This is a genomic window from Pseudomonas sp. A-B-19 (assembly GCF_019947515.1).
Lineage (GTDB): Bacteria > Pseudomonadota > Gammaproteobacteria > Pseudomonadales > Pseudomonadaceae > Aquipseudomonas.
Window position 1 is genome coordinate 253,073 of sequence record NZ_JAGYGN010000007.1, and the last position, 14,877, is coordinate 267,949.

Here is a 14,877-nt window from a genome sequence, read left to right on the forward strand (position 1 = left end):
TTGACGGGCGCAGGGCGGCAATTGACGGGTGACCGACCATTGGCCGTTGACGGCTGTCTGAGCGGTGCGGATCGGCCGGTTTTTATTAGTCTCAGGGGATCAGGGATTCCCTTGGGGCGTGTCATCCAAACCATTAGGAGGATTTCGACGGCAACACAGTCACCGGGTGGACAGGTAATCTTTTCATCCGCAACACCGGTAATTTTCCGCATCGGTGCGATGGCGGGTGCCGGGCCAAGGCACGTTGTTGTATGGTTGTGGTCGAACCGTTGACCTCAAGAGCTTGAAAGGAAATCGCCATGCTGGACTGGAAGAACCGCACAGAAAGTGCGCCTGAACGTGCCGCTGAACCGAAGTCGGAGACCCGCAGTTATCTGGGCGGTCTGTTGTTCAGCCGGGCGCTGGCCACTTTGCTGGGCATCTACCTGTTGGTGGCGAGTGTCCTGGGCTGGTACTGGAGCCAGGAGCCGGCGCTGTTCCCGGTCCAGCAGACCGCTCAACTGGCGGCCGAGAAAGAAGGCAAGCAGATGGTCGTTGGCTACACCACGGTGGAAACCCTGAAGACCGTCGCCGGCACCTTGCTGACCAAGTCGGGCGGCTATATTTCCAACGACCGATTCCCGCCAGGCCTGTGGATGGACAATATGCCGAGCTGGGAATATGGCGTGTTGGTGCAGGTCCGCGACCTGAGCCGGGCAATGCGTAAAGACTTCGCCCGTTCGCAGTCGCAGTCCGCCGAAGACGCCGACCTGGCCAAGGCCGAGCCGCGTTTCAACTTCGACAACAAGAGCTGGGTGCTGCCGTCCAGCGAGTCCGAATATCAGGAAGGCATCAACTCCCTGAGCCGCTATCAGGCGCGCCTGTCCGATCCGAACCAGAAGAGCGCGCTGTTCTATGCCCGTGCCGACAACCTTAACAACTGGCTGGGTGACGTCGGCACCCGTCTGGGTTCGCTGTCGCAACGGCTGTCGGCCAGTGTGGGCCGGGTCAAGCTCAACACCGCGTTGAAAACCGAGGTGGTAGCACCGGGCGTGGCGCCGCAGGTCGACGAAGAAATCGTTGAAACCCCATGGTTGCAAATCGACAACGTGTTCTACGAAGCCCGCGGTCAGGCCTGGGCCTTGTCGCATTTGCTGCGCGCCATTGAAGTCGACTTTGCCGATGTGCTGGCCAAGAAGAACGCCACCGTCAGCGTGCGCCAGATCATTCGTGAACTGGAGGCGTCGCAGGAGCCGGTATGGAGCCCGATGATCCTCAACGGCAGTGGCTTCGGCGTACTGGCCAACCACTCGCTGGTCATGGCCAATTACATTTCCCGGGCCAACGCCGCAGTGATCGATTTGCGTCAATTGCTCAATCAGGGCTGAGTCATGGTCGATAACACCAGAGAAACCGCGCACCGCGCGGCGTCCGATGCCGAACAGATCGCCTGGGTCGACGAGCAGGACAACCTGCTCGGCGCCCTGGTCCGTTCCGACTTGCGCGAGCGCGGGCTGATCGGGCGCGGCACCTACATCATGTTGTTCAATTCCGCTGGCGAGTTGTGCGTGCATCGCCGCACGCTGAGCAAGGCAATCTATCCCGGTTACTGGGACGTGGCAGCGGGTGGCATGGTGCTCGCCAGTGAAACCTACGCCGAGTCGGCGGCCCGGGAGCTGGAGGAAGAACTGGGCGTGAGTGGAGTGGAGCTGACCGCTCATGACCACTTCTTTTTCGAGGACACCGGCAATCGCCTGTGGTGTTCGGCGTTCTCGGCGGTGTGGGATGGTCCGTTGATCCTGCAACCGGAAGAGGTGCTAGAAGCGCGCTTTATCCCCATTGATCAGGTCATGCTGGAAATCGGGCAAAAGCCTTATTGCCCAGACTCTCTGGCTGCGTTGAAGCGCTATCTGCGCTCACGTGGCGAAGACGTCGCATAAGATGCATAAATTGGCGCCGATTGGCTCTTAGCAATCGGCGTTTTTGCCGTTACACTGCGCGACTTTTCAAACTGAACCGGTATTGCTGGTTGCTGCTGTAGGAGCGAGCTTGCTCGCGATGAACTCAAAGACGATGCGTTCATTCTGGATGCCCGCGTTATCGTTGACGTCCATCGCGAGCAAGCTCGCTCCTACAGTGAAGTGAATGTCGTACCGTTTCAGTAGCGCTGCCCCTGCCTGAGTGGGGCTTCGCGGTCGATAGCCTTCCCAAGTGCTGCGACCAGTCTTTGTCCTCCGAAGAGGATTGCCGGTGGCCAAAAAAGCCGCATCCTTCGCCGCCCTGGGCGGCCTGGTATTTTCCACCGACGCAGGTCGTCATTGCCCGGAATGCAGTAAACCGGTGGACGCCTGCATCTGCAAACAGACCGTCATCCCGGCCGGCGACGGCATCGCTCGCGTGCGCCGCGAAAGCAAGGGCCGTGGCGGCAAGACGGTGACCACCATCACCGGCGTGCCGTTGGCTGAGGACGCGCTCAAGGAACTGGCCACGACGTTGAAGAAACGTTGCGGTACCGGTGGGGCGTTGAAAGACGGTGTCATCGAAATCCAGGGCGATCATGTCGAGCTACTCTTGGCAGAACTGATCAAGTCCGGTTTCAAAGCGAAGAAGTCCGGCGGCTAGCAGCCTCTGTGAAAACCACCCTCGGCTTGATCCGGTCCTGATGGCATTCAGACCTGGCGTCAGCCACATGGTTTTCACAGAGCCTGTTCATGACCGGTTTCTAAACTCGTTGCGGTCGGCGGGGTCTATTGCCCCGTTGACGAACCGTCATTTTCATTCTTTAGACTGCGCCGGCCTGAACCCAGGCGACGCACTATGACTTCTTTATAGGGGACTTCGATGTCCGTACGACGCACACGCAAAGACGATGGCAGCCAATGGACAGTTGCGGACAGCCGCAGTGTTTACGGGATTCGCCATTGGGGGGCCGGGTATTTCGCGATCAATGACGCCGGTCGCGTCGAAGTTCGTCCGAACGGCCCGACCAGTTCGCCTATCGACCTGTTCGAGCAAGTCGACCAACTGCGCAAAAGCGGTTTGTCCTTGCCATTGCTGGTGCGTTTCCCCGACATCCTGCAAGACCGCGTGCGTCAGCTGACCGGCGCGTTCGACGCCAACATCGAGCGCCTGGAATACCAGAGCAAGTACACTGCGCTGTACCCGATCAAGGTGAACCAGCAGGAAGCGGTGATCGAGAACATCATCGCCACCCAGAACGTTTCCATCGGCCTGGAAGCCGGGTCCAAGCCCGAACTGCTGGCAGTGCTGGCACTGGCGCCGAAGGGCGGCACCATCGTCTGCAACGGTTACAAGGACCGCGAGTTCATCCGTCTGGCGCTGATGGGCCAGAAGCTCGGCCACAACGTGTTCATCGTGATCGAGAAAGAGTCCGAAGTCGGTCTGGTGATCGAAGAAGCGGCCTCGCTCAAGGTCAAGCCTCAGGTCGGCCTGCGCGTGCGCCTGTCCTCTCTGGCGTCGAGCAAGTGGGCAGACACCGGCGGCGAGAAATCCAAGTTCGGCCTGTCGGCCGCGCAGCTGCTGTCGGTGGTCGAGCGTTTCCGCGCAGCCGGTCTGGACCAGGGCATTCGCCTGCTGCACTTCCACATGGGCTCGCAGATCGCCAACCTGGCGGACTACCAGCACGGTTTCAAGGAAGCGATCCGTTATTACGGCGAATTGCGCAACCTGGGCCTGCCGGTGGACCACATCGATGTCGGCGGCGGTCTGGGCGTGGACTACGACGGCACGCACTCGCGTAACGCCAGTTCGATCAACTATGACATGGACGATTACGCTGGCGTCGTGGTCGGGATGCTCAAGGAATTCTGCGACGCGCAGAGCCTGCCGCACCCGAACATCTTCTCCGAGAGCGGCCGCTCCCTGACCGCTCACCACGCCATGCTGGTGGTGCAGGTGACCGACGTCGAGAAACACCACGACGACGTGCCGAAGATCGATAACAAGGAAGAGCTGCCGGAAACCGTTCAGTGGCTGGTAGACCTGCTGGGGCCGACCGACATCGAGATGGTCACCGAAACCTACTGGCGTGCCACGCACTACATGAGTGATGTCGCCTCCCAGTATGCCGATGGCAAGCTGACCCTGGCGCAAAAAGCCCTGGCCGAGCAATGCTACTTCGCCGTGTGCCGCCGCCTGCACAACTCGTTGAAGGCCCGTCAGCGTTCCCACCGTCAGGTGCTCGACGAACTCAACGACAAGCTGGCCGACAAGTACATCTGCAACTTCTCGGTATTCCAGAGCCTGCCGGACACCTGGGCCATCGGCCAGGTCCTGCCGATCCTGCCGCTGCACCGTCTCGACGAAGAGCCGCTGCGCCGTGCCGTGCTGCAAGACCTGACCTGCGACTCCGACGGCAAGATCAAGCAGTACGTCGACGAGCAGAGCATCGAGACCAGCTTGCCGGTGCACGGTCTGAATGAAGGTGAAGACTATCTGCTGGGGATTTTCCTGGTGGGTGCCTACCAGGAAATTCTTGGCGACATGCACAACCTGTTCGGTGACACCGACTCGGTGAACATCTACCAGAACGCCGACGGTAGCGTGTACCACGCCGGTATCGAAACCCACGACACCATCGAAGACATGCTGCGTTACGTGCACTTGTCGCCGGAGGAGCTGATGACTCACTACCGCGACAAGTGTGCCAGTGCCCGCATCAGCGCCACCGAGCGCACGCAGTTCCTCGATGCCTTGCGCCTGGGGCTGACCCGTTCGTCTTACCTGTCTTCCTGAGGTAAGCGCCACGCTCATCAGGTTGTCTGAAAATTTTCCGTTTGCCGCGGAAATTTCAGATGACCTGGTGCGGCAATTCTCCTATTCCTGGCGAAATTTCCCGCGTCCTCGGCCACCCAAAGCATTTGGTCTTCTTTTCGCGTAGGTTATTTCCTAATTTGTAGTTCGGCACTCTACTCGGCCATGTCTCTCAGCGAGAATCCCCGGCCGCCCCTCCTGTAGAGAAACGCCGATGTTCAATCCAGTCAACGAACCGTCATTTCGTCTGGATGTAGCAGGTCTGCCCGACTCCTTTGAGGTCCTGGCCTTTACCGGTAAAGAGGCCATCAGCGAGCCGTTCGTGTTCGATCTGGAACTGCTGATCGATGACCCGGTACTTGACCTTGCCAGTTTGCTGTACCGCCCGGCCTCGTTGCATTTCGGACCAGCCGCAAGCCCCGTGCATGGACAATTGCATGAACTCGTCCAGCGTGAGCATGCCTCGGGATCCAGGCTCTGCCAGGTGCGTCTGGGGCCAAAACTGGCTTGCCTGGCCCAGCGCTTCAGCCAACGAATTTTCAGCGCCCTCTCAGTGCCGCAAATCCTCGACCGGGTGCTCAAGGAGCACGGTATAACCGGCAAAGATCGACGCCTGGCACTGAGCGGCGAATACCCGCCCCGGGATTTCTGCACGCAATATCGAGAGTCAGACCTGCAATTTCTCCAGCGACTGTGCGCCGAGGAGGGACTTTACTACCACTTCGAAAACCGGGTCGGGGGGCACTGCGTAGTGTTCGGCGACGACCAGCAACAATTTCCAACCGGCGAGCCTGCGGTATTGCGCAGCGAGGGCGATCGGCCGGCGGTGCGGCAGTTCGAGCGTCAGCACTGCGGCGGGACAGCAGCGCAGAGTGCCGAATGCCGGACAGACCTGGTGACCTTGCGCAGCGGTCGGCTGATGCCGCTGTCCGGTCATCCGGTTGCCGAATGCAATCGCCTCTGGTTGCTGACCCACGTTGAGCATTGGGGCAGTCAGGATGCAGCGACTCCTTACCACAATCAGGCCCGTGCCCTGCGCTGGCCGGCAACAATCGAGCCGCCCTGTGCGACGGTCAAACCAAAGATGCATAGCGTGCAACGGGCGTGGGTCGTCGAGGTCGATGAACCAGGCCCCGACCCGGCAAGGCCGGTACCGGTGCAGTTCGACTGGCTTTATCAGGGCGAAGGGGCTGCGCCCAGTCATTGCTGGTTGCCCCTGGCCAGGCAACTGCAGGCATCGATGTTCTTGCCATTACGGGAAGGAACTGAGCTGGTCGTGGGTTTTGTCGAGGGCGATCCCGATCAACCGCAGATAACCGGGCTGCTGCATGGGCCGACAGCGGTCGAAGTGACGGACGCTGATACCCCTCAGCCCGGCTGCGCCCCTGATGAGGGCCTGGAGCAATGGTTGCGATCGGGGGAACCATTGCTGGTGTTGTGCCTGCTGCCCGGCGGTGGCAGTTTCAACCATTGCGCACAGGCGTTGTGCACCTGTCGTCTGGCGACGCAGCTTGGCCAGAGCTCTGGAGCATGATCGCCACACGCACGCCCCAGGCACCCCCGCAGTGGCTGTTGCTGGATGTGCCGGGCACGCCGCAGGCGGGTGTCGCACTTCGGCAGATGTTTGCACAAGCCCGGTGCTTCGGGTTGTTCGAAGGTACGCAGTGGCATGCGCTGCATGAGCAAGGACCGGTCCTGGTCGATCTGTGTACCTGCCCGGCACTGGCCGATTTATGCATCGTCGACGGACAGCGCTGGCCCGGATTGCTGATGGTCAGCGAGGCCAGCGCTGCGTCGTTGCTGGCGCATTTGCGGCGCATGCTCACGGTCACGCTTGGCCTGCACCGGGCTCTTTTGAGCTACTACAACCCGATCACGGCCAGCTATTTCTTCGATGCCTGCGATGCCGTTGAGCTCAGTCGCTGGCTCGGGCCCATCAACCAGTTGCGCTGGTTCGGTGGTAGCTGGGCCGACCGCGCGATGGGATGTGAGGGCTGGCAGCGCTTGTCCAACCCGGGGCTGGCGGTCAGCCCGTTGGCAGTCGAGGAGAACCTCAGCGCCGGACAACAGGAAAAACTGCAAACCTGCCTGCTCGAGCAGCAGACCTGGCGCTGGAATCAATCCACCGGTGCCGACTTCTCCCGCCTGTGGGCTCATGTGCAAGAGGGGTTGGCGCTGGGTTTCAGCGAGCGCCCGGTGCTTGATGGCTGGATATGGCTGCGCTTGCAGTATCCCGACGCCGTACCCGTGCAGCCACTGCCGGGCAGGACTCAGCAGGAACGCCTCGATAGCCTGCGTCACTTGTGGCAGAACGATCCACCCTGATCATGAGGTCGCCCCGTTCAGTGAGTGCTGCCGGCGAACCAGCCATCGTGACGGCGCAGGCGCCAGGCAATCACGCCAAGGGTCAGGCTGCGCAGGAGCATGAACAACAAAAAGGTTATCCACAGGCCATGGTTGCCCCCGCCTTGCAGTGCCCAACCGAAAGGCAGCACCAGCGCCACGGTCAGCAGCATGCCGTTGCGCATTTCCCTGGCGCGGGTAGCGCCGATGAACAGACCGTCGAGCAGGTAACTCCAGACGGCAATCAGCGGCAGTACGGCGAGGTAGGGCAGGTAGATGAATGCGGTGTCGCGCACACCCTGAATGTCGGTCTGCATCTCGATGAACAAATGCCCGGCGAACAGAAACAGCGCGGCAAAACCCAGGCTCGCCAGCAACGACCAGCCGCCAGCCACTACCAATGAACGGCGCAGGGCATCGCGGTCGCGGGCGCCGAGAGCATGCCCGCACAGTGCCTCCACGGCGTGGGCCAGGCCATCGAGGGCGTGGGCGGTCAGCAGCAAGCCATTGAGCAGCAGGGCATTGGCAGCGACCGTGGCATCGCCCAGCCGCGCGCCTTGCACCGTGATCAGGAAAAACACCGATTGCAGCGCCAGGCTGCGGATGAAGATGTCGCGGTTGACCGCCAGCAATGGCCGCCAACTCTGCCATAACGCCAATGCTACCCAGACGATATGCCCAGGGTAGGCGCGCAGGGCTTTGCGGGTCATCAGCAAACCGATCAGTACGCCGGTCCATTCGGCAATCACCGAGGCACGGGCGGCACCGACCACGCCCCATTCCAGGCCGAGGACGAACCACAGGTTCAGGGCAATGTTGACCAGGTTGGTGCTCAACAGAATCGCCAGCGGCGCCCGGGCATTCTGGGTGCCGAGAAACCAGCCGACCAGTGCATAGCTGGCGAGCGCCGCTGGCAGGCCAAACAGGCGGGTGTGGAAGAACTCTCGGGTCAGTTGGTCGAGTTCCGCTGACGGTTGCATGAAGTGCAACGCCACCCCGCTCAATGGCACGCCCACCGCACCCAGGACCACGGCCAGGCCGATGGCGAGCAGCAGGCCCTGCAACAGAATCTGCCGCAAGGCCGCACCATCCCCGCGCCCCGCCGCCTGGGCGGCGAACCCGGTGGAGCCCATGCGCAGAAATCCCATGGCCCAGGCAAGGAAGGTGTACATACTGGCCCCGACCGCGACGGCGCCGAGTTGATGGGCATGGGGCAGGTGACCGATGACGGTGCTGTCGACCAGTGCCACCAGCGGTACGGAAATGTTCGAAAGAATCATTGGCGCGGCGAGTGCCCAGACCCGGCGATGGGTAGGGCGGTCGCGCCAGTCGGCGCTCAGGTTGGACATGCAGGCTCCTTGGGAGCAGGCATTGTAGCGGCACATTCCGGATATGCCGCGCTCCAATGCAGGAGCCGGCTTGCCAGCGAAGGCGTCCGCCAGTGCGATGCAATATTGGACGACGCCTTCGCCGGCAAGCCGGCTCCTACAGGAATTGATGGTGTCAGTGGATGATCCAGCTGAGCAACCAAAGCCCCAGCATCAGCCAGATGATCCCCATGATGAACGACGCATTGAGAAAGGCGCGGATTGCCGACCACAGCAGGATCAACCCGAGGATCAAGGTCATGATGCTGATGACCGAGGTATCCATGCCCAGCGCCTGGGACAGGCCTTCGACAAAATTGCTGCTGGCGTTGCTCAACAGATTGAACAGCCCGCTGAGGGCATCGACGATGAAGCGGATGATCGAGCCGAGTACCTGGCCGAGCCATTCGGAAAAACCTTCTGCCTGCATGGAGTGAACGTCCTGATTAAAGAGAATTGAGTCTTGGGCTGTCGATCATGCTGCCGAGCCCCCATAAGCATAGAGGGTTGCACAGGTGAGCATGCAACTTCTGCCGCTTGCCTTCACCTGTGATCCCCCCGAAGCTATACACCTTCAGGAGAGCCCGATGAACCTTGTTGAACTGACCGAACGCCTGCACACCATCCGTGACCGCAATGACTGGCGGCAATTTCACAGCCCGAAAAACCTGGCCATGGCCGCAAGCGTGGAAATGTCCGAGCTGGTGGAGATTTTCCAGTGGCTGACCGAAGACCAGTCACGCCAGTTGCCGGCGGACAAACTTGCCCACGCCGGGCAGGAAGTCGGTGACATTGTGCTTTATCTATTGCTGTTGTGCAGTGAGCTGGGCCTGGACATGGATGCCGTGGTGCGCAGCAAACTGGCGGACAGCGAACGGAGGTTCAGCTGATGAGCGACCGTCATTTCGATCAGCTGGCGACCCGTTTCGCCGAAAAAATCTACGGCGGTGCCAAAGGTGCGATCCGTCTGGCGGTGTTGCAGGCCGATCTGGCCGAAACCTTGCCCGATCGGCCGCTGCGCGTTCTGGACATCGGCGCCGGCCTTGGCCATATGTCGTTGTGGCTGGCCCAGCGCGGCCATCAGGTGGCCCTCGCCGAGCCGGCCGAACCGATGCTCGAAGGCGCCCGCCAGCGTTTTGCCGAAGCCGGGCAGAGCGCCACGTTCATTCAGGCACCCTGGCAGGAACTGCTCGGGCAGCTCACCGAGCCCTACGACCTGGTGCTGTGCCATGCGGTGCTGGAATGGCTGGCCGAACCCCACGCCATCCTGCCGGTGCTGCATCAGCTGACCAAGGCGGATGGCTGGCTGTCCCTGGCGTTCTACAACCGCGATGCGCTGATTTATCGCAACTTGCTCAAGGGCCATTTCCGCAAGATGCGCAAGAACGACATGGCCGGCGAGAAGCAGAGCCTGACCCCGCAGCAGCCCCTTGATCCGCGCGAGCTGGCGGCGCAACTTGAAGGCCTGTGGACGGTCGAAATACAGAGTGGAGTGCGGGTTTTTCACGATTACATGCCGGTGGAATTCCAGGCCCGTGCCGAACTGGTGGACCTGCTCGAAATGGAGCTGGCCCACCGCCGTCATCCGAGCTTTGCCGGGCTTGGGCGTTACTTGCACTGGATCTGTCGGCCTGTCTGATCGGAGCACGAAATGAAAAATCATTCAGGTGTACTGGTGCTCTGCCTGGGGCTGGCTGCCTGTCAAGGCAGCAACCCCTATGTCGCCACTTCAAACCCTTTGCCACCGGCGCCGCCCCAGGCTGCCAATACGTTCGATCGCAGCGCCTACCCGGCGGCGCCCCGTGACTACGGCAAGTACCGCAGTTGGGCCTGGCTCAACGGCCATCTGCCACCGGGCACTGCGTGGGCCGACTCGGCGCAGGTTGCCGAAGCGGTCAGCAATGCACTGGATCAACGTGGCTTGCGCCCGTTGCACGACAATCGCCCGGCCGACCTGTTTGTCAGCGCCGACCTGCGCCTGGAAACCCGCTTGCGTCAGGTTCGGGACGACTATTACGGCGGCGGTTATGGTGGCTACAACGGCTACGGCCCTGGATATGGCGGATACGCCACCGTGCCAATCATCCGTACCTATAAGGAACAGGTCATGGTCGTGCAGGTGGACATGTTTGACGCCAAAAGCGGTCTGCCGATATGGAGCTCCAGCGCTGAAACCGGCAACCGGGGCAGCGAAAGCGAGCGCGCCGATGCGATACGGGAGGCTGTGGAAAAGGCTATGTCGGCGTATCCTCCCAGTTAGCTTCTTGTAGATAAGAAGCATTCCACAGGATCATGTCTTCAACCGGAGAATTATCATGTTCCGCCGTTTTGTTTTACTGGCAGTGGCCGCGCTGCTCAGTGCCTGCGCCGCCAACCAGGTCAATCATGACTTCGACGCCAGCCGCGACTTTGCTGCCTATCGCAGCTGGACCTGGAAAGAACCCGCCCTGCAATACCGTCCCGATGATCCGCGGATCAAGAGCGACCTGACCGAACAGCGCATCCGTCAGGCGGTTGCCGATCAACTGGATCAGCGCGGTCTGCGTCCCGCCGCTGCAGGCGCCAAGGGCGATTTGAATGTGCAGGCCTACCTGATTGTCGAAGAGCGGCAACAGCAGGTGACCACCAATTACGGCGGCGGCTGGGGTTACCCATGGCATGGCTACTACGGCGCACCGATGTACAACGAAACCCGCAATGTCAGCTACAAAGTGGCGACCATCCAGATCGACCTGCTCGATGGCAAGGACGGCAAACTGGTGTGGCGCGGCAGTGATGAGCAGATACTCAGCCGCACGCCGAACCCGACGGATCGTCGCGATGCCATCTGGCAAACGGTCTCGCGGATATTGGCCAACTACCCGCCGCAAGCGTCCTAGAATCAACCGGCATCTCAACCCCTGTGCTCCCTGCAGGGGTTTTTTTTGATGGTGTACATATCCATTGCTGCGGTAACGGCGACTTATGGTTCCGCCCTGACGGCGGGTCCCTTTTGGCAAACGCCCCCAATCCCTGTAGGAGCTGGCTTGCCAGCGAAGACGGCCTGTCAGCCGACCAATCCTGTGTAGTTTTCCTCAAGTCCCGAGGAAACCTCCGACATGTTTTTCAGGTTGTCCGTCGGAAACGCGATCTCTAGCCTTTGTCCGTCACTGCAAATTCAGTGATCGGGCTGTCGCGGCCTGTTAAGTCTACTTGGTGCATAATCCACCGGCCCAAACCGGAGCGCTTCGGTGCTTGTCGTTTGATGTAATGGTGGCTGTGCGCGGGATACCTTCGGGTATGCCGGGTTTCCAAGTAGCTCGGTCCGCGACCCCGCGTACAGCTGCCACCCTTGATTGCTGTCGCGGCGATCAGTGGCAGCTCCATCTCATACTTGGAGCTTCACCATGATCAAACCCACCCCAAATCCCCCCGAAGCCGCCGACCGCGCCCTCGATCACTATCTCAATCCACCCAGGCAACCTCTCACCCACAAACCCAGCACGATGTTCGTCATTGCCCCGCACATCGAAACCGAAACCCTGCTGGCCCACGCCTGTGAATCACTGGCGTCGGCGAGTGTGATGGCGAGTGATTTCGCGGGGTTTCTGGAAGGCTCGCAGCGCAATACGATGCTGGGGATTGCGCAGGTGATCATGCTGGGTGAGCTGGCTGTGAACCGGGCGCTGGATAATCTCGATCCGCAAGACTGAACACGGAGCTTTTGTGGCGAGGGAGCTTGCTCCCGCTCGGGGGCGTAGCGCCCGTAAACCGGTCGATGGGGAGTATCAGTAAAAATGCCATTGCCGGGTTTCGGGGCCGCTTCGCAGCCCAGCGGGAGCAAGCTCCCTCGCCACAGGCGTCGGTCTTATCATGCAACTGGCCGCCACTGTCCGACCATATGCTCCAGATCCCCGGCACCCACCAACTGAAATTCCCCGCTCGGTCCCGACGCACTGGCCAGCAACGTCACCTCACCGGGCAACCGTACCGGCTTCTTGAATTGCACCGCGATCTCGACATTCGCCGCTGGCAGGTGCCCGGCCAGCGCAGCCAGCGTGCGCGCCTTGTTCCACAGGCCGTGGGCGATGGCGGTCGGGAAACCGAAGAGTCGGGCGCTGGCCGTGCTCAGGTGAATCGGGTTGTAGTCGCCGGACACCTTGGCGTATTGCCGGCCGATGTCCGAGGGCGCTTTCCAGTGCTCGGTCTCGGACAAGTCCAGGCTGATTGTCAGAGGTTCTTCGAGTGGTTCACCCTCAAGTTTGACGCCGCGACAGAGCATCCGGCTTTCTGCTTGCCACAACGGCCCCAACTGATCGTCGAGGCTGGTCAACAGATCGAACGTCGCGCCTTTGGCGTGGGGTTGCAGGTTCTGCACTTGCACGCTGACGCACACCCGATTCACCCCGCCCATGGGGCGCAGTACACGAATGCGGTTGCTCAGGTGAATCAGGCCCAGCAGCGGAAACGGGAAGTCCCTGGCCGTGAGCAATTGCATCTGCAAGGCGAACCCGAGGATATGCGGATAGGTCGGCGGCAGCAGGCCGTTGTCGGCAAAACCACAGACCTTGCGATAAGCCGCCAGGTGCTTGGGGTCGACTTCGACCCAGCAACGCAAACCCGAGTCGGGCAGGCGGGTGCCAGTGATTTTTCGCCGTGTCGCCGCTCGCGCGTACGACCCCGGCAGGCTCGGTTCGCGTTTGAGTGTGTGCCAGTCGTTGATCATGTCTAAGCCCCCAGAACGCTCTGTCCACACACGCGCAACGCTTGCCCGGTGAACGCGCCGGTGCCGGGTTGTGCGAGCCAGGCCACGGCTTCGGCAACGTCTTGTGGCAAACCGCCCTGGCCAAGCGAACTCATGCGCCGTCCGGCTTCGCGCAGGCCGAAGGGAATGTGCGCGGTCATCTGTGTTTCGATGAAGCCCGGCGCCACGGCGTTGATGCTGATACCGCGCTCGGTGAGCAGCGGCGCCCATGCTTGCGCCAGGCCAATGAGCCCTGCCTTGCTCGCCGCATAATTGGTTTGCCCGCGATTGCCGGCGATACCGCTGATGGACGCCAGCAGAATCACCCGCCCGTTGTCGTGCAGGGTGCCGCTGTCGAGCAGGGCTTTGGTCAGCACTTGCGGCGCATTGAGGTTGACCGCCAGCACGGCGTCCCAGTATTCCGGGGTCATGTTGGCCAGGGTTTTGTCGCGGGTGATGCCGGCGTTGTGCACCACGATGTCGAGCCCGTCGGGCAACTGTTCGAGCAACTGCGCGGCGGCGTCTTCGGCGCAGATGTCGAGGATGATGCTGCGCCCGCCGAGGCGCGCGGCAAGGGCTTCGAGATCGGTCTTGGCCGGCGGCACGTCGAGCAGAATGACGTCGGCACCATCGCGGGCCAGGGTTTCGGCAATGGCGGCACCGATACCGCGTGCTGCGCCGGTGACCAGTGCCTTGCGCCCGGCGAGCGGGCGTGTCCAGTCGGTGACTGGCGTCGCGCACGGATTCAAGCGAATGACTTGCCCGGACACGAAGGCGCTTTTCGGCGAGAGGAAAAACCGCAGCGGACCTTCCAGTTGCGCCTCGGCACCTTCGCCGACATGGATCAACTGCAGGGTGCCACCGTTGCGCAACTCCTTGGCCAGGGAACGGCTGAAACCTTCCAGGGCACGCTGCGCACTGGCGGCGAACGGATCGCGCAAGGTTTGCGGATCGCGCCCGAGAATCACCAGATGCGCACAGTGTTCGAGGTTCTTCATCAACGGCTGAAAAAACTCGCGCAGTTGCTTGAGCTGATCGGTGTGCAGCAGATCACTGGCGTCGAACACCACGGCCTTGAGTTTCGGTCCGTGGCCGGGAATCCAGGCCGTGGCCATCGAAGGCTCGGTGCCGTAGCTGTAGATCGCGTCGGTCAGGCGGTTGGCGAAGGCGCTGACGAGTTCGGTCAATGGCCCGCCGCCGATCAGCAACGCGCCTTCCACAGGTCGCAACCGGCCCGCTTGCCAGCGCTCCAGTCTGCTCGGCACCGGCAACCCCAGGGCGCCGACCAGGCGATGACCGATGGACGAATTGGCGAAGTCGATATAGCGGTCAGACATGGAACGCGCTCCGAAAGCTGGGGTTCAAAGTGTGGATCACGAACGGCGATCATTCGTTCGATCCACGAGATAAGGCCTACGCTTGGTTACAGCAGAGTAGTTTGTCGCAGGATTTATGGCGCAACGCTCCCTGAATTGGAATCCGTTCAATGGGGGAGCGAGCTTGCTCGCGATGGCGGTGTATCAGTCAACGAAGATATTGAAGCTGATGGCCTCATCGCGAGCAAACTGAACTGGCCTAATGATTTTGGACACTTCAATCGGGCGCTATGATGGCGCCCAAATCTGAGGTGTTTGGATATGCGTAAATCTTATTCCAGTGAGTTCAAGCTCAAAGCTGCCAGCATGGTGCTGG

Annotated in this window: 15 protein-coding genes; 11 read left to right on the forward strand and 4 right to left on the reverse strand. The window is 61.2% G+C overall.

Annotation, left to right across the window (positions count from 1 at the left end; all coding sequences use genetic code 11):
• Positions 1–299: 299 nt before the first annotated feature.
• The 6 genes from KGA81_RS10880 (at position 300) to KGA81_RS10905 (ending at position 7,077) form a co-directional block, all read left to right on the forward strand.
• Positions 300–1,367, forward strand: coding sequence for a DUF2333 family protein (locus tag KGA81_RS10880; RefSeq protein WP_223545800.1), 1,068 nt, complete (start codon positions 300–302; stop codon positions 1,365–1,367).
• A 3-nt stretch (positions 1,368–1,370) separates the two neighbouring features.
• On the forward strand, positions 1,371–1,919 hold the full coding sequence (locus KGA81_RS10885; RefSeq protein WP_223545801.1) for an NUDIX hydrolase: 549 nt from the start codon (positions 1,371–1,373) through the stop codon (positions 1,917–1,919).
• Positions 1,920–2,229: 310 nt separating this feature from the next.
• Positions 2,230–2,601 (forward strand): translation initiation factor Sui1, encoded by a 372-nt coding sequence (locus tag KGA81_RS10890; RefSeq protein ID WP_223545802.1) that lies wholly within the window; start codon positions 2,230–2,232, stop codon positions 2,599–2,601.
• 219 nt (positions 2,602–2,820) lie between these two features.
• Positions 2,821–4,734 (forward strand): arginine decarboxylase, encoded by a 1,914-nt coding sequence (gene speA / locus KGA81_RS10895; protein WP_223545803.1) that lies wholly within the window; start codon positions 2,821–2,823, stop codon positions 4,732–4,734.
• A gap of 232 nt (positions 4,735–4,966) precedes the next feature.
• Positions 4,967–6,286, forward strand: a complete 1,320-nt coding sequence (locus KGA81_RS10900) for a type VI secretion system Vgr family protein (protein WP_223545804.1) — start codon at positions 4,967–4,969, stop codon at positions 6,284–6,286.
• A complete protein-coding gene (locus tag KGA81_RS10905; protein ID WP_223545805.1) occupies positions 6,283–7,077 on the forward strand; it encodes a DUF4123 domain-containing protein in 795 nt (264 codons plus the stop codon). Before KGA81_RS10900 ends, KGA81_RS10905 begins: the two co-directional genes overlap by 4 nt.
• Positions 7,078–7,094: 17 nt before the next feature.
• On the opposite strand, the gene KGA81_RS10910 is transcribed toward KGA81_RS10905, so the two are convergent.
• Together KGA81_RS10910 and KGA81_RS10915 are read right to left on the reverse strand one after the other, a co-directional pair.
• Positions 7,095–8,444, reverse strand: coding sequence for an MATE family efflux transporter (locus tag KGA81_RS10910; RefSeq protein ID WP_223545806.1), 1,350 nt, complete (start codon positions 8,442–8,444; stop codon positions 7,095–7,097).
• Between the two features lie 154 nt (positions 8,445–8,598).
• On the reverse strand, positions 8,599–8,892 hold the full coding sequence (locus KGA81_RS10915; RefSeq protein WP_223545807.1) for a hypothetical protein: 294 nt from the start codon (positions 8,890–8,892) through the stop codon (positions 8,599–8,601).
• A gap of 157 nt (positions 8,893–9,049) precedes the next feature.
• Between KGA81_RS10915 and KGA81_RS10920 the strand changes: the two genes are divergently transcribed.
• The 5 genes from KGA81_RS10920 to KGA81_RS10940 all read left to right on the forward strand — a co-directional run bounded on the left by KGA81_RS10920 (position 9,050) and on the right by KGA81_RS10940 (position 12,154).
• Positions 9,050–9,352 (forward strand): MazG-like family protein, encoded by a 303-nt coding sequence (locus KGA81_RS10920; protein WP_223545808.1) that lies wholly within the window; start codon positions 9,050–9,052, stop codon positions 9,350–9,352.
• The gene (locus KGA81_RS10925) at positions 9,352–10,101 is read left to right on the forward strand and encodes a methyltransferase domain-containing protein (protein WP_223545809.1); all 750 of its coding nucleotides are present in this window, start codon (positions 9,352–9,354) and stop codon (positions 10,099–10,101) included. Before KGA81_RS10920 ends, KGA81_RS10925 begins: the two co-directional genes overlap by 1 nt.
• A gap of 12 nt (positions 10,102–10,113) precedes the next feature.
• Positions 10,114–10,722, forward strand: coding sequence for a DUF4136 domain-containing protein (locus tag KGA81_RS10930; RefSeq protein ID WP_223545810.1), 609 nt, complete (start codon positions 10,114–10,116; stop codon positions 10,720–10,722).
• A 55-nt stretch (positions 10,723–10,777) separates the two neighbouring features.
• Entirely contained in the window at positions 10,778–11,341 is a 564-nt protein-coding gene (locus KGA81_RS10935) for a DUF4136 domain-containing protein (protein WP_223545811.1), read from the forward strand.
• Between the two features lie 507 nt (positions 11,342–11,848).
• Positions 11,849–12,154, forward strand: coding sequence for a DUF6124 family protein (locus KGA81_RS10940; protein WP_223545812.1), 306 nt, complete (start codon positions 11,849–11,851; stop codon positions 12,152–12,154).
• Between the two features lie 158 nt (positions 12,155–12,312).
• Here KGA81_RS10940 and KGA81_RS10945 read toward each other — a convergent pair whose 3' ends face one another.
• Both KGA81_RS10945 and KGA81_RS10950 read right to left on the reverse strand, forming a co-directional pair.
• On the reverse strand, positions 12,313–13,167 hold the full coding sequence (locus KGA81_RS10945; RefSeq protein ID WP_223545813.1) for a MaoC family dehydratase: 855 nt from the start codon (positions 13,165–13,167) through the stop codon (positions 12,313–12,315).
• A 2-nt stretch (positions 13,168–13,169) separates the two neighbouring features.
• Positions 13,170–14,522, reverse strand: coding sequence for a 3-oxoacyl-ACP reductase (locus KGA81_RS10950; RefSeq protein ID WP_223545814.1), 1,353 nt, complete (start codon positions 14,520–14,522; stop codon positions 13,170–13,172).
• Between the last annotated feature and the right edge of the window lie 355 nt (positions 14,523–14,877).